This is a genomic window from Pseudomonas sp. MF6751, assembly GCF_016613265.1.
In the GTDB taxonomy this organism is placed as follows: domain Bacteria; phylum Pseudomonadota; class Gammaproteobacteria; order Pseudomonadales; family Pseudomonadaceae; genus Aquipseudomonas; species Aquipseudomonas fluorescens_BV.
The window spans coordinates 1-21,389 of record NZ_JAENSV010000054.1 but is presented as its reverse complement, the minus strand read 5'-3'; the positions used below and the strand labels follow the sequence as shown (position 1 = coordinate 21,389).

The window sequence follows — 21,389 nt, the reverse complement described above, 5'->3', positions numbered from 1 at the left end:
ACCACAAATCCCTGAGTTTGATTACAAACCTGTCATCCAATTGTGCGGCTTTTGTCCGCGTCCGCTGGTTACCGTGACGGCCTGCTTTCTGGAGCCCTCACTATGTACCGCACTGCCTTGTTCCTGAGCCTCGCCGTGGCCACCGTCGCCCAGGCGGCGCCACAATTACCACGCCATGCCGAGCTGGATCTGCACACCGCTCGCCAACTGGCCGACGCCAGCCTGGCCCACTGCACCGCTGCGCTGACCGTACTCGACCGCGGTGGCAACCTGTTGCTGGGCCTGCGCGCTGACGGTGTCGGCCCGCACAACAGCCTCGCCAGCCAACACAAGGCGTACACGGCGCTGTCGACAAAAACCCCGACCCGGCTGTTTGCCGAACGGGCGCGTAATAACCCCGAAGCCGCCAACCTCAACAGCTTGCCCGAGCTGCTGTTGCTCGGCGGTGGCGTGCCGCTGTTTGCCGACGCCGAACTGGTCGGTGCCCTAGGCATCGCCGGTGCCGGTGGCGCCGCGCAGGATGAAGCCTGCGCCGTACAGGCCGCCGAGCAACTGGGCTTGAAAATCACCCCTTGATTCCACTTCCCTCAAAAGGACTTCGCGATGAAAACCTTGAGCATGACCCTCGCCGCACTGAGCCTGAGTGGCCTGTGCAACCTGGCCCTGGCCGACGGCAACCCCCTGAGCGTGCACGTACTCAACCTGGAAAATGGCCTGCCAAGCGCCGGGGTCAATGTCACCCTTGAACAACATGTGGGCGATAAATGGCAGTCGCTGTCTGAAGGTGTCACCAACCAGCAAGGCCGCATCGCCGAGCTGTTCCCGGCCAACCGCAGCATGCAGCCGGGCGAGTACCGCGTGGTGTTCAAGACCGGCGACTACTACAAGAAGGCTAACCGCGAGACGTTTTTCCCTGAGGTACCGGTGATATTCCAGGTCAAGCAGGCCGACCAGCACTACCACATCCCGCTGTTGCTCAGCCCTTACGGTTTCTCTACCTATCGCGGTTCATAGGCCCGCGGCCAGCCGCAGCCCATTGAGGTCGCGTATCTCGATGGCACCGTAACTCAAGCCGATAATGCCCTGTTGCTCCAGCGCCTTGAGCAGACTGTTGATGGTCTGGCGCGACAGGCCCAGCATCGCCGCCAGATCCTCCTGGGGCAGCTGCAGCACGCGGCGCGCCTGATCCACTTCGCCGTAGCCTTGGGCAATCATCAGCAACCGATGGGCCAGCCGCTCTGAGGCGGGCATCAGGCTTGTCTGTTCGATATTGATCAACGACAGCCGCAGTTTATGGCTCATCAACAGCGCCATCTCCCGCCAGAACAGCGGATGCCGTTCGAGAATGCCGAGCATCGCCGCCTGCGGCACCTGCAGCAGCCTGCAAGCACCCGTGGCCAAGGCATCGTGGGTGCGCGGCAGGTTGTCGAACAAGCAGATCTCGCCGAACCAGTAGGGCGTTTCCACCAGGCTCAACACCGCTTCCTTGCCTTGAGCACTGACCGCACTGATGCGCACCGTGCCTTCCAGCACCGCATACACGCCGCACGGCGGGTCACCACGCTTGAACAGGTACTGCCCCGCCGTCAGCACACGCAACCGCGCCGCCTCCAGCAAGCTACGCTGCAAGTCAGGCGGCAAATGGCTGAACCAATGACCGCGAGCCAATTGCGCGTGCCATGTCCCTGTGTCCATGCGAACTCCGAAGATTGTCGCCCAGTTGACAGTTAGGCACCGACTGACAGGGCATGATCAAACATCCTACAGGAGGAACAACAATGAAAAGCCTCGTCGACCACCTCAGTCAATACGCCGCGTACCACCGCGACCCACGCAACATCGCCAGCCACTTCATCGGTATTCCGTTGATTGTGGTGGCGGTGGCCGTGCTGCTGTCGCGCCCCGAATGGTCGGTGGGCGGGCTGTGGCTATCACCTGCGGTGCTGTTGGCACTGTTTTCGGCGTGGTTTTACCTGCGCCTGGAACTGGCACTGGGGGTGCTGATGACGGTGCTGATGGGCTTGTCGGTGTGGGCCGGGCATGTGCTGGCGGCGCAAAGCACGGCGGTGTGGCTGAGCAGCGGCGTGGGGATGTTCGTGGTGGGCTGGGTGATTCAGTTCGTCGGGCATTACTACGAAGGCAGGAAGCCTGCGTTTGTGGACGATGTGTCGGGGCTGATCGTGGGGCCGTTGTTTGTGGTGGCGGAGTTGGCGTTTTTGCTGGGGTTGCGGCAGGACCTCAAGCGCCAGATTGAAGAGCGCTCTGGGCCGGTGGCGGTACGCGGGAAAAACGCCACGGTCTAACAAGTACTGAAGATCCAATGTGGGAGCCGGGCTTGCCCGCGATGGCGGTGGATCAGTTGGCATAACTGTCGACTGACACACCGCCATCGCGGGCAAGCCCGGCTCCCACAAGGGTTTTGCAGTGTTATTAGGCTTTTTGCCAGACCTTGGGTTTGAAGAACAGGGTCTCGCCCCGCGCCAGGCCGGTGAGGCTGTCATGGTCTTTCACCACTTCGGCCTCGATCAATTCACTCTGGCCTTCAACCTTCAAGGTCACGCGAGTGGTCGCACCCAACGGCCGAATATCCCGCACTTGCGCCGCATGGTGATCTTCCAGTTCATGGCGTGACAACGACACTTCGTGGGGGCGGAACAGCAGGTGCTTGTCTTCGCCCAAATGCAGGCGGTTGGAGTCACCCAGGAAGTGGTACACAAAATCGCTGGCCGGGTTTTCGTAGACGTCGCCCGGTGAACCGATCTGCTCGATCACGCCCTTGTTCATCACCACGATACGGTCGGCGACTTCCATGGCTTCCTCCTGGTCGTGGGTCACGAAGACCGAGGTCAGGTTGATGTCTTCGTGCAGGCGCGCCAGCCAGCGGCGCAGTTCTTTACGCACCTTGGCATCAAGGGCGCCGAAGGGTTCGTCGAGCAGCAACACCTTGGGCTCCACCGCCAGGGCGCGGGCCAGGGCGATACGCTGGCGCTGGCCACCGGAGAGTTGTTCCGGGTAACGGTCCGACAACCAATCAAGCTGCACCATGTTCAGCAGCTCATGAACCTTGCTCGCGATCTGGCTTTCCGTGGGGCGTTGGTTTTTCGGCTTCATGCGCAGGCCGAAAGCGACGTTGTCGAACACGGTCATGTGGCGGAACAGCGCGTAGTGCTGGAATACAAAGCCCACGTTGCGATCACGCACATCGTGGCCGGAGACGTCTTCGCCGTGGAACACAATACTGCCGGTATCCGGGGTTTCCAGGCCGGCAATGATGCGCAGCAGCGTGGTCTTGCCGCAGCCGGACGGGCCCAGCAACGCCACCAGCTCGCCACTCTGGATATCCAGGTTGATGCTGTCCAGGGCCTTGAAGGCATTGAAGTTCTTGCTGACATTACGGACTTCGATCGACATGACTTATTCCTCACCCGCGCTGTTGCGCAGGCGGTTGATTCGGTTCTCGCTCCACTGCTTGAGCAGCAGGATGAAGAGCGCCAGGATCAGCAACAGGCTGGCCACCGCAAACGCGGCAACGTGGTTGTATTCGTTGTAAAGAATCTCGACATGCAGCGGCAGCGTGTTGGTGACGCCGCGAATGTGGCCGGACACCACCGACACCGCGCCGAACTCGCCCATGGCCCGCGCCGTACACAGCACCACGCCGTAGATCAGGCCCCACTTGATGTTCGGCACGGTGACATGCCAGAACATCTGCCAGCCATTGGCGCCGAGTAGGCGTGCGGCTTCTTCTTCCTGGGTGCCCTGCTCCTGCATCAGCGGGATCAGCTCACGGGCCACGAACGGCACGGTGACGAAGATGGTCGCCAGCACGATGCCCGGCAGGGCGAACACGATCTGGATGTCGTGGTCTTGCAGCCACGGCCCGAAGAAGCCCTGGGCGCCGAACATCAACACGTATACCAGGCCTGCGATCACCGGCGAAACCGAGAACGGCAGGTCGATCAGCGTGACCAGGATGCTCTTGCCACGGAACGAGTACTTGCTCACGCACCAGGCGGCGCAGACGCCGAACACCAGGTTGAGCGGCACAGAAATCAGCACGGCGACCACCGTGAGTTTCAGCGCCGACAGCGCGTCGGGTTCAAGGATTGCGCTGAAGAACGTGCCGAGGCCGTTTTTCAAGCCCTGGGACACCACCACCAGCAACGGCAGCAGCAGGAACAGCACGAATACCAGCCAGCCAAGGCCGATCAGGATACGTCGCGAGGTCGCGCTGCCACGGCGGGCGGCGTTGGCCGAGGACGCGGCGGAAATAGACGATTGGGACATGTTCCGCGCCTCCTTATGGACGTTCGATGCGCCGCTGCAACAGGTTGATCAGCAGCAGCAAGACAAAGGACACCACCAGCATCAGCACACCAATGGAGGTGGCGCCGCGGTAGTCGTATTGGTCGAGCTTGACCATGATCAGCAATGGCAGGATTTCGGTTTTCATCGGCATATTGCCGGCGATGAAGATCACCGAACCGTACTCACCCACGCCTCGGGCAAAGGCCAGGGCGAAGCCGGTCAGCCAGGCGGGCAGCAATGCCGGCACTAGGATGTAGCGGAACACTTGCAACGGCTTGGCACCGAGGCAGGCGGCAGCCTCTTCGATTTCCCGGGGGATATCGGCCAGTACCGGCTGCACGGTGCGCACCACGAAAGGCAACGTGACGAAGGTCAGCGCCAGGGTGATACCCAGAGGGGTGTAGGCGATCTTGAAGCCCAGGTCCGTGGCGAACTGGCCGACCAGGCCATTGGGCGCGTACAGCGCCGTCAGCGCGATACCGGCGACGGCGGTGGGCAGGGCGAACGGCAGGTCGATCATCGCGTCGATGACCTTGCGCCCGGGGAAGGTGTAGCGCACCAGCACCCAGGCCAGCAAAGTGCCAATCACACCGTTGATGAGTGCGGCGTACAGCGCGGTGCTGAAGCTCAGCTTCAAGGCCGCCAGTACACGAGGTGCGGAAATGATGTTCCAGAACTGATCCCAGGTGAGTTGAGCGGCGTGTACAAACATCGCCGCCAGCGGGATGAGCACAATCAGGCTGAGGTACACGACGGTGTAGCCCAGCGTCAGCCCGAAGCCGGGTATGACGGGGGAGATACGACGCGACATAAGAGTCCTTGGTTAAAGGGTAGAAACCACTGCAGGAGCGCGCTTTTTGTGGCAGCTGGCTTTTCTGTGGGAGCCGGGCTTGCCCGCGATGCAGGCACCTCGGTGTATCAGCCACACCACGGTGATGCTATCGCAGGCAAGCCAGCTCCCACACCAGCCCAGTTCCTACAGAAAGTCAGGCCCCTACAGTTACTTTGGCTTACTGCGCCGTATAGATCTGGTCGAACACGCCACCGTCATTGAAGAATTTCGGTTGGGCAGTTTTCCAGCCGCCGAAGTCTTTGTCGATAGTCACCAGGTCCAGTTTCGGGAACTGCTGGGCGTATTTGGCGGCGACTTTTTCATCCCGTGGACGGTAGAAGTTCTTCGCCGCAATCTCTTGGCCCGCCGGGCTGTACAGGTGGTTGAGGTACGCCGTGGCGATCTCGGTGTTGCCCTTTTTCTCGGCGTTCTTGTCGACCACGGCCACAGGCGGTTCCGCCAGGATCGACAGGGACGGCACGACGATGTCGAATTTGTCGGCGCCGCCGTCTTCCTTCAAGGCCAGGAACGCCTCGTTTTCCCACGCCAGCAGCACGTCACCCTGGCCGTTGTTGACGAAGGTAATGGTAGAACCGCGTGCGCCGGTGTCCAGTATCGGGACGTGCTTGAACAGCTCTTTGACGTATTCCTGGGCCTTGGCTTCGCTGCCGCCGGCCTTGAGGCCGTAGGCCCAGGCGGCGAGGAAGTTCCAGCGTGCACCGCCGGAGGTTTTCGGGTTGGGCGTGATCACTGAAACGTCTTTCTTGATCAGGTCGCCCCAGTCCTTGATGCCCTTGGGATTGCCCTTGCGCACCAGGAACACAATGGTGGAGGTGTAGGGCGTGCTGGCGTCCGGCAGGCGGGTCTGCCAGTTCTCCGGCAGGGTCTTGCCCAGCTTGGCGATTTCGTCGATGTCACCGGCCAGGGCCAGGGTGACGACGTCGGCGCGCAGCCCATCGATCACCGCCCGGCCTTGCTTGCCCGAGCCACCGTGGGACTGCTGGATCTTGACGTTGTCGCCGGGGTGGGACTGTTTCCAGAAGCTGGTGAATTCTGCGTTGTAGTCCTGGTACAGCTCACGGGTGGGGTCGTACGAGACGTTGAGCAACTCGTAGTCCTTGGCAACGGCGGAACCGGCAAACACGGCACTGGCCAATGCGGCCAAGGCATAACGGCGAATCGACGACATAGAAGCTCCTGAAATTCTTGAGTGTTGGCTTTTCTTATAAGTGCGGGTCTATCGCCGTTCTTGCTCAGCTCGGTTTGTTACCGGGGTTCTGCAGACGGAATTTTTCCTTGCGTTCGATCTGTACCACTTGGGCGTTGTGTACGGTGATTTCCACCGCGCCAAACCGCAGGTCGCGCAGGGCGCTCTGGATTTCACGCAAAATGGCTGCTTCGTCCTGGCCGTCAACGCTACGTAGAGATGCGCTCATGGTCTCGCTCCTGAAATGAGTAGTGCCTGGCAGTGGCGGCACTGCTTGCGGCGTGAGGGCGATAGTAGATAAGCGCGGATATTCTTAAAAATACTATTTAAGAATGTTTATATAACCAGAAAGAATTTTCTGATAGGGCATGGGGTTGCAAGGGTTTCCACAGAAAAAACGCTCATGCACAGGCGCCGCAGAACCTCGTGGGAGCTGGCTTGCCTGCGAAAGCGGCGGTGCAGTAACACATGCAGTGACTGACACACCGCCTTCGCGGGCAAGCCCGGCTCCCACATTGACCGCGTCAGTCCTGGCGGATCAGAGGTGCCCGCGTCCAGTCGATTTCATCAGCCGGCATCGGCCGTCCAAACCAATACCCCTGGCCCATGTCGCATTCCTGATCCAGCAGGAACCGCGCCTGTTCCACCTGCTCGATCCCTTCGGCGTGCACCTGCATGCCCATGCTTTTGGCCAGGGCGATCACCACGCGCACAATCGCGGCGTCGTCTTCGTCCCACGGCAAGCCCGCTACAAAGCCCTGGTCGATCTTGAGCTTCTGCACCGGCAGGCGTTTGAGGCGCAACAACGAGGAATAGCCGGTGCCAAAGTCGTCGATCGCCAGGCGCAGGCCCAGTTCGCGCAGGCGATGCAGTTGCTCCAACGCAACTTCCGGGTCGTCCATCACTGCGCTCTCGGTGACTTCCAGCTCCAGGAAGGCCGGATCCAGCCCTGTGGCGTGCAGCACTTGGGCCACTTGCTCATACAGCTCGCGCCGGGCAAACAGGCGGCTGGAGACATTGATTGCGATAAAGCTCAGCGACGCGCCGTCGGCTAGCCATTGGCACATCTGGCGGCAGGCCTGGTCCATCACCCACGCATCGATCTCGGCAATCAGCCCGGTGCGTTCGGCGATGGGGATGAACTCGCCCGGGGGTACCAGGCCGCGCTCCGGGTGCTGCCAGCGCACCAGTGCTTCAACGCCGACCAGACGGCTGTCGTGCAGGTCGTGCACCGGCTGGTAATAGACGCGCAGCTCATGTTGGTCGAGGGCGCGGCGCAGCTCGCCAGCGATTTCCACCCGATACTGGGCGTGGGCGGTCAGCTCTTCGGTATACAACGCGTAGCCTTCGCGCCCGGCGCTCTTGGCCTTGAACAACGCGGAATCGGCGTTGCGCAGCAGTTGCTCGGCGCTCAGGGCGTCACTGGGGAACAGGCTGATACCGATACTGGCGCTGATAAACAGCTGGTTGCCGTCAAAAATGAACGGATCCTTCATGGCATTGAGCATGCGCTGCGCCAAAGCCGCCGCTTGCACCACCTGCGGGCAGCTTTCTGCCAGCACGGCAAATTCGTCGCCCCCCAGGCGCGCCAGGGTAACCCCCGGCCCAAACAGGCCGCTGAGGCGTTCGGCCACCAGCTTGAGCAACTGATCGCCGACGTTATGGCCGAGGCTGTCGTTGATGATCTTGAAGTGGTCCAGGTCCATCAACAGCAGGGCGCAGCCACGTTTATGCACCTGCGCGGAGGCCAGGGCCTGCTCGGCGCGATCGGTGAACAGCAGGCGGTTGGGCAGGTCGGTGAGCGGGTCGTGATGGGCAAGGTGCGCCAATTCGTGCTCAGAGTTCTTCATGGCGCTGATGTCCGAAAACACCGCCACGTAGTGGCTGACCTGGCCCTGGTCATCGTGAATCACCCGTATGGTTTGCCACTGGGGGTAAACCTCGCCGCTTTTACGGCGGTTCCAGATTTCGCCGCTCCATTCGCCGGTGCTTTCCAGGGCCTGGAACATTTGCTGGTAGAAATGCGCCGAGTGGCGCCCGGACTTGAACAGGCTTGGCCGTTGGCCCATGACGTCTTCGCACTGGTAGCCGGTGATCTCCATGAAAGCGCGGTTGACGTGCACGATCAGCCCTTGGGTATCGGTGACCAGCACCCCTTCGCGGGTGCAATCGAACACCGCAGCGGCCTGGCGCAGGCGCTCGCGGTTCTCTTTCAGGGGTTGTTGCAACGCATGGGCACGGGCAAAACGCCGGCCTATCCAGTAAATGACCAAGGCGCTGAGGCTGACCCACACATAACCGCGCGCCTGCAGCCAGCGCCCCAGCGCCCATGGTTCATCGATAAAGTTGATTAATAGGTAATTGCTGAGCTGGAGCCAAACGATAGAAACCAGCAGGTACACCAACCCCGCACGTAGGGCACCTCGGTATGAAAACAGCATATGCTTAGTAATCCTTACTAAATAACCAGAATCGCCCTACAAAGGATCAGGATTATAGAGGAGGAAACACTTTGTAAGTCTTATCTGAAACGGTGACTGGTTTTATCTGCAAAGGAAGTGATAATGCGGGTGCTGTTTTTTTCTTTATCTGAGGGCCATACAGCCTATGTGGTACAACGGTTTTCTTGATCTGTCCGCCTGGCAACTGGTGGCAGTCACGCTGTTGATGACCCACGTGACCATTATTGGGGTCACTGTCTATCTGCACCGTTATTCGGCCCATCGCTCGCTCGAGCTCAATGCCGGCCTTAAACACTTCTTCCGCTTCTGGCTGTGGCTGACCACGGCGCAGAACACCCGCGAGTGGACCGCCATTCACCGCAAGCACCACGCCAAGTGCGAAACCGTCGATGACCCGCACAGCCCGGTGATCAAGGGCTTGTCCACCGTGCTGCGCAAAGGTGCCGAGCTGTACCGCGCCGAGGCGGAAAACCCCGAGACCCTGCGCATCTACGGCAAGAACTGCCCGGACGACTGGATCGAACGCAAACTCTACACGCGCTACCCGCTGCTGGGCGTGGCGCTCATGGGCGTGATCGACCTGCTGCTGTTCGGCACCATCGGTATCACCATCTGGGCGATCCAGATGATGTGGATCCCGTTCTGGGCCGCCGGTGTGATCAATGGCCTGGGGCATGCCGTGGGCTATCGCAACTTCGAATGCCGTGACGCCGCCACCAACCTGGTGCCGTGGGGCATCATCGTCGGCGGCGAAGAGCTGCACAACAACCACCACACCTACCCTAACTCGGCCAAGCTGTCGGTGAAGAAGTGGGAGTTCGACCTGGGTTGGGCCTGGATCAAAGTGTTCAGCTTCCTGCGCCTGGCCAAGGTGCAGCGCGTGGCCCCCATCGCCCACCGCGTCGAAGGCAAGGGCAGCCTGGACATGGACACCGCCATGGCGATCCTCAACAACCGCTTCCAGATCATGGCCCAATACCGCAAGTTGGTGATTGGCCCGTTGGTCAAGCAGGAGCTGGAGAAGGTCGATCATTCGGTGCGCCACCAGTTCCACCGCGCCAAGCGCCTGCTGTCGCGGGAAACCAGCCTGCTGGAAGACCGCCACCACTTGCGCATCCAGAGCATGCTGGAACACAGCCATGCCCTCACGGTGATCTACGAGAAGCGCCTGGCGCTGCAGCAGATCTGGCTCAAGACCAGTTCCAATGGCCACGACATGCTGGCGGCGATCAAGGAATGGGTGCATGAAGCCGAGGCCAGCGGCATCCAATCCCTGCGCGATTTTGCCCACCAGTTGAAGACTTACTCGTTGCGTCCTACAGCGGCGTGAGGGCGCCGTGGGAGGGTTCGCCCTCCCACGCACTGGCTTTTTGGCGCCATTTTCCGGGCACCGTCAATGCATGCTGATCACGGAACTTCACCGCAATTCCCCTCTCTCAAAGAACACTTCGCCATCATGGTGACCCCTTGTAGTGACCGCTTTTGCACCCTGCGGCGCGCCCAGAGAGAGTTGTACCGATGGTTCACGAAAAGCCCAGCCTGCCCGATGTGCCCACCGCCGAGCCGCCGCGCCCGGCCGCGGCGGCGACCCTGTTGGCGCTTATGCATGCTCAAGGTGAAGTCGAGCGGCTGAGTGAGCGTGAGCAACTGCTCAGTTCCCTGCTGGTCAGCGTGAACGCCGTGCTCTGGGCCATCGATTGGGAAACACGCCGCGTGCTGTATGTGAGCCCGGCGTACGAGCGGCTGTTTGGCCGCTCCGCCGGCCTGCTGCTGGCCGACCACCGTGAATGGCGCAACAGCGTCCACCCCGAAGACCTCGACTACGCCGAACACAGCCTGGCCCGTGTGCTGGAACAGGGCGCCGTGGAGGACCGCGAGTACCGCATCATCACCGCTGACGGGCAGATCCGCTGGTTGAGTGACAAGTGCTACATCAACCAGCAGGTGGTGCCCGGTGAAGCGCTGATCGTGGTGGGCATCGCCGAAGACATCACCGAAAAGAAGCAACTTGAGCTGGAACTGCATCGCCTCGCCACCACCGACGTACTGACCCAAAGCAGCAACCGCCGACACTTCTTCGAACTCGCCAACCAGGCGTTCGACAATGCCTGCGCGCAGGGCACGCCGCTGGCGTTCCTGTTGCTGGACATTGATGATTTCAAAGACATCAACGACACCTACGGCCACCTGGAAGGCGACCAGGTGCTGCGGCGCATCGCTGAGAGCGGTCGCGGGGTATTGCGCCGTGGCGACCTGTTCGGGCGCGTTGGTGGCGAAGAATTTGCTGCTGTGCTGCCGGGTTGCCCACCGGAGATGGCCCTGCAGGTTGCCGAACGGTTGGGCAAGGAAATCCAGGCGTTGGTGTTCAGCTATGAGGGGCATGAGTTCAATGTGACCGTCAGCCAGGGCCTGGCCGGCCTGCGCGAAGACGACTCCACCCTCGACAGCCTGTTTGCCCGGGCGGATGCGGCAATGTACGAGGCCAAGCGCCAAGGCAAGAACCGCGTTATCGCCGGGTAACACCGACACACTGTGGGAGCTGGCTTGCCTGCGATGGCGTCTTGACTGACCCACCGCTATCGCAGGCAAGCCAGCTCCCACAATTGACAGGTGTGTGTTTCAGGTTTTGCGCACTCGGGTGAGTTCCGGCAAGCCGATCTTGAGCAGCCGCGCGGTCTTGCTGCCCGCCAGTTCTTCCAGCCCTTCGTGCTCGGTCAGCCGCGCCATTTGCACCGCCAGGTTCACCACCAGGGCTTCGCGCGAATACACCCCGCCTTCAAGTGAATAGATCCCTGCGATCAACTGCCGCAACTCCAGCGGCAAGCGCCAACGCGTGCGCAACGCCGAACCGTAGGCAGCGCCAAAGGCGTCGAGGGATTCGCCGATGGCTTCGTCATCCAGGGCGCCGCCGCCCTGGCGCCAGTCTTCCAGGCAGCGCAACAAGGCCAGGTCGCCCAAGCGATGCAGGATGCAGGCGCTGTAGCAGCGCTGGTGATCCAGTTCCAACATGCGCGCCAGACGTCGGGCGTAGTCGGCGCTGTCCTGGGACAGTTGCCAGTGCCGCTCGGCGTAGGCCACCAGCCCAGGGTCGCCCAACACCACGTTGTGCTTGAGCGCCAGGCCCAGGATGAGGTTCATGCTCTGGCCGGGCACCAACTTATGCAGGGCCTCTGACAGGGTCTGCACCGGCGTGCCGTGGTAGCCGGCGCTGTTGGCGGCGGCGATCAGTACGGCGGTGATTTGCGGGTCGCTGTGTACCTGGTCTTCCAACTGCTTGAGGTCCAGGCCTTCGGGCCCCAGGCTGCGTTGCACGGCGGTTTTCACATCCACACGCAACGGCGCCCCATCGCAGACCTCGCGGCGCCGCTCGAGGAAGGCGGGCAAGGTCATGCCCGGCGCCAGGGGTGGAATTTCGCAGTACACGCTTTCGCCTTCATTGAGCAGCAGGTCTTGCAAGCGCTGGGTCAGGCTTTCCATGTTCAGCGGGCGGGTCAGGTAGGCGGTGGGCGCCAGGGGCAAGGCTTCGCGCACGCTGGCGCTGTCGTTGCGACTGCTCAGCAAGATAAACGGCAGCGAACGGCGCTTCTGGCGCACGCTGCGCAGCAGGCTCAGGCCATCCACGCCCGGCAGCTCCCAATCCGCCAGGATCAGGTCATAGGTTTTTTCGCCCAACAGCGTGGCGGCGTGCTGCCCATCGGCGCACACATCCAAACGTGCGTCACAGCGCACATTCAACAACACTTGCTTGAGCAGGTCCCGCGACCAAGGGTCTGCTTCGGCGATTAACACTCGGGGTACAGCGGGTAAATCAACAGCAGTCATCCAGCACGCTCCATCGGCAATGCTTGCACCTTAGACAATGCAGCCGCGTGCGTACAATGAAGCAGGCACAAAAAAACCGCCGAAGCGGTTTTTTTGCTTTTTCTTTTTGTAGGAGCGAGCTTGCTCGCGAAGGTCGTCAACGAAAACGCGGGCAGCCTTTGAAACGCGGTGCCTGGGGGTTTTTCGCGAGCAAGCTCGCTCCTACAGGGGCGTGTCAGAGTTCGGAGAAGCACTCTTCGATGATCGCCAGGCCTTTGTCCAACTGCTCGTCCGGCGAGGTCAGGGGCACCAGTACGCGCAACACGTTGCCGTAGGTACCGCAGGACAGCAGGATCAGGCCCTTGTCACGTGCCTTGGCCACCACGGAGGCAACGGCGGCAGCGTTTGGCTTGTGGGTGTCGCCGTCTTCGAACAGCTCGACCGCGATCATCGCGCCCAAGGCACGTACTTCGCCGATCACCGGGTACTTGGCCTGGATAGCCTTGAGGCCAGTCACCAGGCGCTCGCCCACGGCCTTGCAGCGGTCCAGCAGGTGCTCTTCTTCGAACACTTCCATCACCGCCAGGGCCGCGGCGCAGGCAATCGGGCTACCGGCATAGGTGCCGCCCAGGCCGCCTGGGGCGATGGCGTCCATGTACTCGGCCTTGCCGCACACACCGGCCAGCGGGAAGCCGCCCGCGATGGATTTGGCGAAGGTGGTCAGGTCGGCGGCAACGCCCATCTGTTCCATGGCGAAGAAAGTACCGGTACGGCCGGCACCGGTTTGCACTTCGTCGGCGATCAGCAGGATGCCGTGCTTGTCGCACAGTTCGCGCAGGCGCTTCATGAAGGCTTTTGGCGCGACGTAGAAACCGCCCTCGCCCTGCACCGGCTCGATGATGATGGCGGCGATATCACGCGGCTCGGCATCGTTCTTGAAGATACGCTCGATGCTGGCGATGGAGTCGTCGACGCTCACACCGTGCAGTTCGTTGGGGTACAGCGCACGGAACACGCCGCCTGGCATCAGGCCCATGCCGGCCGAGTAAGGCACGACCTTACCGGTGAGGCCCAGGGTCATCATGGTGCGGCCGTGGTAAGCGCCGGTGAAGGCGATCACGCCGGCACGGCCTGTGGCGGCGCGGGCGATTTTCACGGCGTTTTCTACCGCTTCGGAACCGGTGGTGACCAGCAGGGTTTTCTTGGCGAAATCACCTGGCACTTTGGCAGCGACTTTTTCGCACACTTCTACGTAGGGCTCGTAGGCCAATACCTGGAAGCAGGTGTGGGTCAGCTTGTTGAGTTGCTCGGTCACGGCCGCGATGATTTTCGGGTGTACGTGGCCGGTGTTCAGCACGGCGATACCGCCGGCGAAGTCGATGAACTCGCGACCTTCAACGTCGGTCACGGTGGCGTTCTTCGCGGAGTCGGCGAAGATCGGGTGAATCTGGCCAACACCGCGCGGTACAGCGGCTTCGCGGCGTTTCATCAGGGAAGCGTTGGTCTTGCTCATAAAGTCCTCATTCGCCGCTCATCGGGCGGCGTGGCTCAAGGATAGGTGGCGGGGAGGCAACTACGGCAGCATGCGATGATCGACTGCCACAGCTTTCCCGGCCACTGCGAATAACCATGTGAAACACGCAAAGGGGCAGCGCTCTCGTGCCCTCTGCGTTTACTGCAATCCCGTGCCTTAGATACCCAGGCAGAGGTATTTGATTTCCAGGTAATCCTCGATCCCGTACTTGGAGCCTTCACGGCCCAGGCCCGAGGCCTTGATGCCGCCGAACGGCGCCACTTCGTTGGAGATCAACCCGGTGTTGACGCCGACCATACCGTATTCCAGGGCCTCGGCCACGCGGAACACTCGGCCCAGGTCGCGGGCATAGAAGTAGGAGGCCAGGCCGAACTCGGTGTCGTTGGACATGGCGATCACTTCGGCTTCGTCTTTGAAGCGGAACAGTGGCGCCAGCGGGCCGAAGGTTTCTTCCTTGGCCACGGCGGCGTTTTTCGGCACGTCGACCAGGATGGTCGGTTCGAAGAAGTTGCCTTCCATGACCTTGCCACCGGCCAACAACTTGGCGCCTTTGCTCAGGGCATCAGCGATATGTTCCTGCACCTTGGCCACCGCTTTTTCGTCGATCAGCGGGCCGGTGGTGGTGCCGTCTTCCAGACCGTTACCGATCTTCAGTTTGGTCACCGCCACCTTGAGCTTTTCAGCGAAGGCGTCGTACACCGAATCCTGGATGTACAGGCGGTTGGCGCAGACGCAGGTCTGGCCGTTGTTGCGATACTTGGAGATGATCGCGCCTTCGACGGCCTTATCCAGGTCAGCGTCGTCGAACACGATGAACGGTGCGTTACCGCCCAGCTCCAGGGAGACTTTCTTGATGTCCTTGGCGCATTCGGCCATCAGCTGGCGACCAATTTCGGTCGAGCCGGTGAAGGACAATTTACGCACGATGGGGTTGCTGGTCAGCTCGCCGCCGATGTCGCCGGCGCTACCGGTGACCACACTGAGCACGCCTTTGGGGATACCGGCGCGGTGCGCCAGCTCAACCAGGGCCAGGGCCGAGAACGGGGTTTGCGAGGCCGGCTTGATCACCATGGTGCAACCGGCGGCCAGGGCCGGGCCGGCTTTGCGGGTGATCATCGCGGCGGGGAAGTTCCACGGGGTGATGGCTGCGGTCACGCCGATAGGCTGCTTGATCACGATCAGGCGCTTGTCGGGCTGGTGGCCGGGGATCACGTCGCCATAGATGCGCTTGGCTTCTTCGGCGAACCACTCGATAAAGGAGGCAGCGTAGACGATTTCGCCCTTGGCTTCGGCCAGCGGCTTGCCTTGTTCGAGGGTCATCAGGCGGCCGAGGTCGTCCTGGTTTTCGATCAGCAGTTCGAACCAGCGGCGCAGCTTGTTGGCGCGCTCCTTGGCGGTGAGTGCACGCCAGGCTGGCAGGGCCTTGTCGGCGGCTTCGATGGCGCGACGGGTTTCCGCGGCGCCCATCTTCGGCACGGTGCCGAGAATCTCGCCCGTGGCCGGGTTGTTGACCTTGATGGTTTGACCATTGTCCGCATCGACCCAAGCGCCATCGATAAAGGCTTGCTGGCGGAACAACTGGGTGTCTTTAAGCTGCATGTCGGCTTTCCTTAACAGCACCGCGCGCACGCGGAGCGAATTAGAGTTGTTGAAAGGCGCCTTGTGGGCTGCCGTCAGGGAAATCAGCCCCAGCGCGCAGAAGAAATGAAAGAGCGCACGGGAGACAGAGCGTTTGAAATCTCAAACGAATCCTAGGATCAATGGGGGTACAGGGCAATAGGATGTTCGAAAAAAAGAACGAATATGGCGCATCCGGCTCATCTTTCGGATCAAACGCACACACGACAACAGCCCCGGAGCCTTGTGGGCGCCGGGGCTGCTGGGGGCTCTGCAGCTTAAGGTTGGAACGACTTGAGCACGGCCAGCAGGCTGGTCAAGTTGTCGGCCACGCCGCCTTGGGCGACTTTTTCGGTGGCGGCGGCGCCAGCGGTGGTGTCGACGCTGTAGATCTGCATCACGCCCTGGTTGGTGGCCGCCTGAGCCAGGGTGTTTTGTTGCTGTTGGGCCGAGACCGAGTTCTGGAACAGGATCGCCGTGGCCTGGCCCATGGATTGGTAGATGGTGCTCATGGCCATTGCGGGTGATTCGGCAACCACCTTGACGTTGGTCTGGGTGACGGCATCGGTGATTTGCGGGCTGACTGTACTCATGGTTAAAACTCCTGGGTTGAGAAAGAACAACATCCGTTATTGCTCAGTGCTTAAGGCTGGAACGACTTGAGCACGGTCAACAGGCTGGTGAGGTTATCCGACACGCCGCCCTGGGCGACTTTCTCGGTAGCCGCAGCACCTGCGGTGGTATCGACGCTGTAGATCTGCATCACGCCCTGGTTGGTGGCCGCCTGGGCCAGGGTGTTTTGCTGCTGCTGGGCTGACACCGCGTTCTGGAACAGAATCGCCGTGGCCTGCGCCATGGATTGATAGATAGTGCTCATCGCCATCGCTGGCGATTCGGCCACCACTTTGACGTTGGTCTGGGTGACCGCGTCGGTAATTTGCTCGTTGACTAATGGCATGATCAATTTCCTTATTTAGTACACGGTGCATTCCGTGTTCATCAATGAACGTTGCGGAACAGGCGCTGTGAAACGCAGGGTCAAGGTTTTGCAGTGGGGCCCAGCGCCGCTTCAATCTGGGCGATCAACCCTTGGATCAGTGCCTGCACTTCCTTGCGTTGCGCGTCCTGGTCGGGAGCTGCGCCATCCAACACCTGGCGCAGCGCCGCTTCACGTTGCAGGGCAGCGGTCTTGAGCGCTTGTTCGTTGGCCTTCGATTGCGCAAGCACTTCGGTAGCGCGCTTGAGGGTTTCGTCGACGATGGCCTGGGGCGTTCCGGCGAAAATCTGCGGGTTGCGCAGCATCGCTTCGAGCCGTTGGCGGTCATCGGCAGACAGGACCGAGGGTGTGGAAGGGGGTGCCATGTCGATCTCCTTGGGCTTTACGTCGCCTGCAAAAGGGCCGCTAAAGCCGCACCTCTCTGCCGTCTTCCCAGAAACCGGCAAAGAAAAAACGCGGCGACGCAGCACAGAACGTCGCGAGCTCTGCCGGTGTCATCGCTGAGGGTTGCCGATTGAAGATGGCCGGCGGTGGCGGAACCAGATTGGCCGCGTTGTAGAGGTTGCCGACCTCATAAGCGTTGGCCGCGAATTGTGAGCAAAAGGAACCGCTGCCTATCGCTATCGATTCATTGATCCGAGCCTGCAGGGTGTCGTTGGCCTTCCAGTTCTTGAATGCAGAAAGCATCGCGTTCCACGCGCTATAACTGCCGTCGATTTCATCGCCGAGCTTGTCGAAATAGAACTGCTTGGCCGCCAGCGCCGCCGCAAACCCCAGCTCAGTGTCACGGCAGGAAAACACCATGGCGGTGCGAGGGGGTTTTTCCAGGCTCACGTCAGTCAACGCCAGGCCAGTGCCGACGCTTTCGATCACCATGGTCTTGCTCACCGCAATTGCCGGGTGGACCACATTCAGATACGTCGTGTCCTGTGAGAACACCTTGGCTTTGACCAACTGACCGGCTTTGATGAAAGCCCGCGTCGTACTGTCATCTTCTTGCTTCACCGAAAAAATAAGATCTCCAACGTCCATGATGTCGCTCCTCATTCAAGAAAAGTTGCTTTCAAGTTGCTGTTGCACCGCCCCAGCAGAACGCCGGAGCGCTGTGCTCGGTTCAGGCCGCTGGCGCGGCCCGGTTGGCCAAGGTGTCGGCGTACTTGGCGATGCTCTGGTCGATCTTGTCGATGGCCACGCTGGCGGCTTCGGCTTCCATCGCACCGGCAGCGGCAGCCACAGCGGCAGCGGCGCCCACCAGCAGGTCGGTGGCCAAGGCGCCCAAGGCGTCTTCGGCAGCGGCCGGCAGGTTGTCCTTGACGATGTTCTCGGTCATTTGCTGGAGCAGCACGGCCTGGGCCGCCAGGGCGATCTTGCTGACCCCGTCGAAGTACCCCGCCGCCGCTTGCGCCACCAGCCCGGCCGCCTGACTGATCATCATGTCGGCCGGCACCGCGATCTGCGCCGGCGCATAGGCAAAGTTCTGCGCGTTGGTGAACTGCACCGCCTGCACGATCTGGCTATTGAGCGCCGCCGTGCTGTCGGATGACGGCGTGCTCACCTGGTTGAGCAAGTGCTCGTTCATGCGCGCCATGATCGAGCGCGAGGCCGGTGCGGCGGGCGCCGACGCAGGTGGGTCGGCGGCGGGCGTTGCTTGGGAGGCGGCGGGTTTCTTTCTGCTGAACCACGACATAATCGATCTCCCGAGGGCTCAGCCCTTCTCGCCAATCTGCATGATCAGCGCCACGGCCTTGGAGATCACCGCGTTGGAAATCTGATTCATCGCCTGCTGGCTGTTGACCGCGTTCTGCAACGACAGGCCCGCCGCGCTGCTGGCCACCTGGTACAGCGACGCGATGGCCTGGGCCGGCGCCTCTGCCACCACCTTGACGTTGGTTTGAGTGACCGCGTCGGTGATCTGGCTGTTGACCTCTGTCATACATCTCTCCTTGATGGCATTCACCCAGGTTTGGGTGTGGATAGCGGCGGCGTGCTGCGCTCATACCACTAGAACGCCCCACGCCAACGTCTGTGAATCGCCTTCAGCGCAAGGCACTGCGCAGCAGTTGCACGCGCTTGCGCACCAGCGGCAGCTTCACATGCAACTCGGCGGCGATTTGCGGGTAAGGCAGGTCGTCGACAAAACGCATCTCGAACAAGCGCTGCTGCAACAGCGGTAACCGTGCGACATGCGCCTCGATCTGCTCCAGGCGCTCATAGCATTCCACCCGCTCCAGCACCGAGGCGCAGGGCGCGGCGAGCGCGGCCAGGTGATCGTGTTCAAGGTCCACCGAATCATCGAACAACCGCCCCTCGCGCTTGCTGCGCCGCACGCTGTCGAGAAACACATGGTCGAGGACCAGAAACAGAAACCCCTCGGGGTCACGAATGCGCTCCGGCGAACGCCGAAAAAACAGCAGGGCCTTGATCGCCGTGGCCGACAACCACTCCTGGCCCTGATCCAGATTGCCCTTGGCCCGCCGCAACGCCCGGCGCCTGAGCTCGCCGTGCACAGCGCGCCAACTCGCTTCGAACAAACGGTCATCGGCGGCCCATTGATCCTTGAACTGAACAGTCATCCCCATCGCCAGCACTCCTGTGCATCCTTGATGAAGGGCCAGTCTGCGAGGGCTCGACGGGGGTACGCTGTTACCTGGGGAACACCGCCACAACTAATTCAGCGCAAAAGCCTTGCGCCGCAAATGCTCGACATCGTTGATCACCATGCGCTCCAGATCGCCGCTGATCACGCCACTGCGCCGCCACACTTGCAGCTGCACATTCAGCTTGGGCCGGCTGGTATTCAGCATCGACGCCAACACCCCTTGGCTTGCGGGCAACGACACACTGGGCAAGGCCAACGCCAGGTCGATCTCGCCCAGGTTCGCCAATAAAAACCGCGCCAACCGCGACTCCAGCCGATGCAGGCACACCAACTCCAGCAACTCGATGGCGTGCAGCAAACGCAGCATCATCAGCATCAACAAACGCCGCAGAAACGCAGGTTCCTCAAACAACACAGCAAAATGCCGACTGCCCAACTGCAACAAACGCGTGGGCCCGCTGGCAAAGGTAGAAGACTCGCGCCCATGATCCTTGATCAACGCCGTCTCCCCCACCACCTGCCCGGCCCCGGTGCTGCCGATGATCTGCTCTCGACCATCGGGCCCATGCACCACCGAATAAATCCGCCCCTCGACTACCAGCGCAATAAACTCGAGGGTGTCGTCCTTGAAATACAACAGCTCACGATCATCCAGCGTGCGCTCCACCATGTGGGTGGCAACGTAGCGCAAGAGGTGCTCCGGCATACCTCGAAACAAATCGGAGCGAGCCAGCAGGGTTTGTCTGAGCGGGAGATCGAGCATCACGGTTCCTTTGGAATGCATGCGTTCACCTGAGGAATTGCGGCGTGGAAGCGGGGTTAAAGCCACAAGAGCAAAGCAAACAAAGGGACGTGCGGCGCGGGGAGTTGTGAATGAGGGTGGCAATTAGCCATTTTTGTCGGAAATGGACGACAGGGGGCGGGGGGAATGCCGGAATGGACGCATCAGGTCGACATGGGTATGATGTCGCCCGCACAAGCATCCGTAGCTCAGCTGGATAGAGTACTGCCCTCCGAAGGCAGGGGTCGTGGGTTCGAATCCCGCCGGGTGCACCAGATGTGGAATGGAAGAGCCTCAGGTCGGGAGATTTGGGGCTTTTTTGTGGGTGGTGATTTAGTGCTTATGCAACACCTCAAACCGCGCTGATAAACCTAGTTCGGAAAGCGCTTATGCAGCACCAGCAACGTCTCATTTGTCGACGAGGTGTTTCCCTCCTTACGCGGCTTCACGACGGTTTGAAAATAAATCTGTCCCGAATGGCACTATATAGTTACTGCTGCTGCAAACTAGGCAAATTTCGCGAATTTAACGTCGAGCTGATTGAATATCAGATGCGAAATGACCGAAAATTTGACCGACAAAGGGAGATTACGTCATGGTCGAGCGCTGTCTAGGTTTCTTATGTTTCATTCCGGTTGGGACCGGCGAAACAAAGTTTTTTGGGTTTTCTGAATTTTTGGCGGGTCTCGCTTTGATGGTACTAGCATGGACTATAGCCGACGTATCGTACAAATTCCGGGTCGCGACCGCTCCTCTGCCACTTAGACGTCTAACTTTTTACACTGTTTCAATTGTCGGTTTCCTTACACTAATGACAGACCTTTGGCGGGCGGAGGGGTGGTTAGTGCCTAAGGGAAATATACTTACTCCTGCAACCTGGCAAGCCTTTTTAGGACTGATGTTTCTTATAACCTTCTTGTCTTGGGCATGGTATGCATTCATCCGACCACCAATATTTGGGCGAAGTAGTGCGAAGCATTTTGCCAACGCCATCTATCACTTTGTATTAAAGGGGGCACCTGCAGAACTAGCTATTATTGCTGAAGAGTTGCGTAGGTCTGCTAAAAACATTGTTAAGTATTCAGCTAATGGTCCTGAGAGGGCCGGCAGCAGTGCTCCTATCAGGGGGCGGTTGCAGAAGCTGAGTGCAACACGGTTATTGATTTGAAGCTGGAGCATGATGCCGCATAGCCATGGCTTCCTGCATCACCTCGCCCATGACTTCGATCGGGCACTTGAAATCGAAGCGTT

General features: G+C 60.6%; 23 protein-coding genes and 1 tRNA gene. 6 read left to right on the top strand and 18 right to left on the bottom strand.

From position 1 onward, the window contains the following. Positions 1 to 102: 102 nt before the first annotated feature. Positions 103 to 576 carry a GlcG/HbpS family heme-binding protein gene (locus JJD66_RS25230; protein WP_200649296.1) on the top strand — a complete coding sequence of 158 codons (474 nt, stop codon included), beginning with the start codon at positions 103 to 105 and terminating at the stop codon, positions 574 to 576. A gap of 27 nt (positions 577 to 603) precedes the next feature. Beyond that, positions 604 to 1,014 (top strand): hydroxyisourate hydrolase, encoded by a 411-nt coding sequence (gene uraH / locus JJD66_RS25225; RefSeq protein WP_014716425.1) that lies wholly within the window; start codon positions 604 to 606, stop codon positions 1,012 to 1,014. Here uraH and JJD66_RS25220 read toward each other — a convergent pair. After that, positions 1,009 to 1,695, bottom strand: coding sequence for a Crp/Fnr family transcriptional regulator (locus JJD66_RS25220; RefSeq protein ID WP_105225370.1), 687 nt, complete (start codon positions 1,693 to 1,695; stop codon positions 1,009 to 1,011). The two genes, uraH and JJD66_RS25220, sit on opposite strands and share 6 nt — an antisense overlap. 83 nt (positions 1,696 to 1,778) lie before the next feature. On the opposite strand from JJD66_RS25220, the gene JJD66_RS25215 reads away from it, so the two are divergent. Further along, positions 1,779 to 2,303: an Mpo1 family 2-hydroxy fatty acid dioxygenase gene (locus JJD66_RS25215; protein WP_019819908.1), complete on the top strand. Its 525-nt coding sequence runs from the start codon at positions 1,779 to 1,781 to the stop codon at positions 2,301 to 2,303. A 127-nt stretch (positions 2,304 to 2,430) separates the two neighbouring features. Here the strand turns inward: JJD66_RS25215 and JJD66_RS25210 are convergent, their stop codons facing one another. From JJD66_RS25210 to dibA, 6 genes are all read right to left on the bottom strand, one after another. Further along, the gene (locus tag JJD66_RS25210) at positions 2,431 to 3,411 is read right to left on the bottom strand and encodes a sulfate/molybdate ABC transporter ATP-binding protein (RefSeq protein WP_105225369.1); all 981 of its coding nucleotides are present in this window, start codon (positions 3,409 to 3,411) and stop codon (positions 2,431 to 2,433) included. A 3-nt stretch (positions 3,412 to 3,414) separates the two neighbouring features. Continuing rightward, complete coding sequence (cysW, locus tag JJD66_RS25205; protein ID WP_200649295.1) at positions 3,415 to 4,287, bottom strand: sulfate ABC transporter permease subunit CysW; 873 nt, start codon at positions 4,285 to 4,287, stop codon at positions 3,415 to 3,417. Between the two features lie 13 nt (positions 4,288 to 4,300). Continuing rightward, the gene (gene cysT, locus JJD66_RS25200) at positions 4,301 to 5,119 is read right to left on the bottom strand and encodes a sulfate ABC transporter permease subunit CysT (protein WP_032894195.1); all 819 of its coding nucleotides are present in this window, start codon (positions 5,117 to 5,119) and stop codon (positions 4,301 to 4,303) included. Between the two features lie 199 nt (positions 5,120 to 5,318). Next, the gene (locus JJD66_RS25195; RefSeq protein ID WP_003187562.1) at positions 5,319 to 6,329 is read right to left on the bottom strand and encodes a sulfate ABC transporter substrate-binding protein; all 1,011 of its coding nucleotides are present in this window, start codon (positions 6,327 to 6,329) and stop codon (positions 5,319 to 5,321) included. 64 nt (positions 6,330 to 6,393) lie between these two features. Next, positions 6,394 to 6,576 (bottom strand): sulfur starvation response protein OscA, encoded by a 183-nt coding sequence (gene oscA / locus JJD66_RS25190; protein ID WP_003170956.1) that lies wholly within the window; start codon positions 6,574 to 6,576, stop codon positions 6,394 to 6,396. Between the two features lie 295 nt (positions 6,577 to 6,871). Beyond that, positions 6,872 to 8,788, bottom strand: a complete 1,917-nt coding sequence (gene dibA, locus JJD66_RS25185) for a phosphodiesterase DibA (protein WP_200649294.1) — start codon at positions 8,786 to 8,788, stop codon at positions 6,872 to 6,874. A 166-nt stretch (positions 8,789 to 8,954) separates the two neighbouring features. Between dibA and desA the strand changes: the two genes are divergently transcribed. Both desA and JJD66_RS25175 read left to right on the top strand, forming a co-directional pair. Further along, a complete protein-coding gene (gene desA / locus JJD66_RS25180) occupies positions 8,955 to 10,139 on the top strand; it encodes a delta-9 fatty acid desaturase DesA (RefSeq protein ID WP_032894197.1) in 1,185 nt (394 codons plus the stop codon). 188 nt (positions 10,140 to 10,327) lie between these two features. Then, the gene (locus JJD66_RS25175; RefSeq protein WP_032894198.1) at positions 10,328 to 11,329 is read left to right on the top strand and encodes a GGDEF domain-containing protein; all 1,002 of its coding nucleotides are present in this window, start codon (positions 10,328 to 10,330) and stop codon (positions 11,327 to 11,329) included. Positions 11,330 to 11,428: 99 nt separating this feature from the next. On the opposite strand, the gene JJD66_RS25170 is transcribed toward JJD66_RS25175, so the two are convergent. From JJD66_RS25170 to JJD66_RS25120, 11 genes are all read right to left on the bottom strand, one after another. Continuing rightward, entirely contained in the window at positions 11,429 to 12,631 is a 1,203-nt protein-coding gene (locus JJD66_RS25170; protein ID WP_200649293.1) for an HDOD domain-containing protein, read from the bottom strand. Between the two features lie 214 nt (positions 12,632 to 12,845). Then, a complete protein-coding gene (gene gabT / locus JJD66_RS25165) occupies positions 12,846 to 14,123 on the bottom strand; it encodes a 4-aminobutyrate--2-oxoglutarate transaminase (RefSeq protein WP_014716416.1) in 1,278 nt (425 codons plus the stop codon). A gap of 177 nt (positions 14,124 to 14,300) precedes the next feature. Then, a complete protein-coding gene (gene gabD, locus JJD66_RS25160; protein ID WP_003187552.1) occupies positions 14,301 to 15,743 on the bottom strand; it encodes an NADP-dependent succinate-semialdehyde dehydrogenase in 1,443 nt (480 codons plus the stop codon). 296 nt (positions 15,744 to 16,039) lie between these two features. Further along, entirely contained in the window at positions 16,040 to 16,354 is a 315-nt protein-coding gene (locus JJD66_RS25155) for a RebB family R body protein (protein WP_003187551.1), read from the bottom strand. 50 nt (positions 16,355 to 16,404) lie between these two features. Further along, complete coding sequence (locus JJD66_RS25150) at positions 16,405 to 16,719, bottom strand: RebB family R body protein (protein WP_003187550.1); 315 nt, start codon at positions 16,717 to 16,719, stop codon at positions 16,405 to 16,407. Positions 16,720 to 16,799: 80 nt separating this feature from the next. After that, complete coding sequence (locus JJD66_RS25145) at positions 16,800 to 17,123, bottom strand: hypothetical protein (RefSeq protein ID WP_198716336.1); 324 nt, start codon at positions 17,121 to 17,123, stop codon at positions 16,800 to 16,802. Positions 17,124 to 17,163: 40 nt separating this feature from the next. Continuing rightward, entirely contained in the window at positions 17,164 to 17,790 is a 627-nt protein-coding gene (locus JJD66_RS25140; RefSeq protein ID WP_034125445.1) for a hypothetical protein, read from the bottom strand. 82 nt (positions 17,791 to 17,872) lie between these two features. Next, complete coding sequence (locus JJD66_RS25135; RefSeq protein ID WP_057978429.1) at positions 17,873 to 18,445, bottom strand: hypothetical protein; 573 nt, start codon at positions 18,443 to 18,445, stop codon at positions 17,873 to 17,875. A gap of 18 nt (positions 18,446 to 18,463) precedes the next feature. Then, positions 18,464 to 18,691 (bottom strand): RebB family R body protein, encoded by a 228-nt coding sequence (locus JJD66_RS25130; RefSeq protein ID WP_003187543.1) that lies wholly within the window; start codon positions 18,689 to 18,691, stop codon positions 18,464 to 18,466. Positions 18,692 to 18,794: 103 nt separating this feature from the next. Then, a complete protein-coding gene (locus tag JJD66_RS25125) occupies positions 18,795 to 19,337 on the bottom strand; it encodes an RNA polymerase sigma factor (RefSeq protein ID WP_181196935.1) in 543 nt (180 codons plus the stop codon). Positions 19,338 to 19,424: 87 nt separating this feature from the next. Then, complete coding sequence (locus JJD66_RS25120; RefSeq protein WP_056782560.1) at positions 19,425 to 20,141, bottom strand: Crp/Fnr family transcriptional regulator; 717 nt, start codon at positions 20,139 to 20,141, stop codon at positions 19,425 to 19,427. 195 nt (positions 20,142 to 20,336) lie between these two features. On the opposite strand from JJD66_RS25120, the gene JJD66_RS25115 reads away from it, so the two are divergent. After that, positions 20,337 to 20,413, top strand: a tRNA-Arg gene (locus JJD66_RS25115). Positions 20,414 to 21,389: the final 976 nt, after the last annotated feature.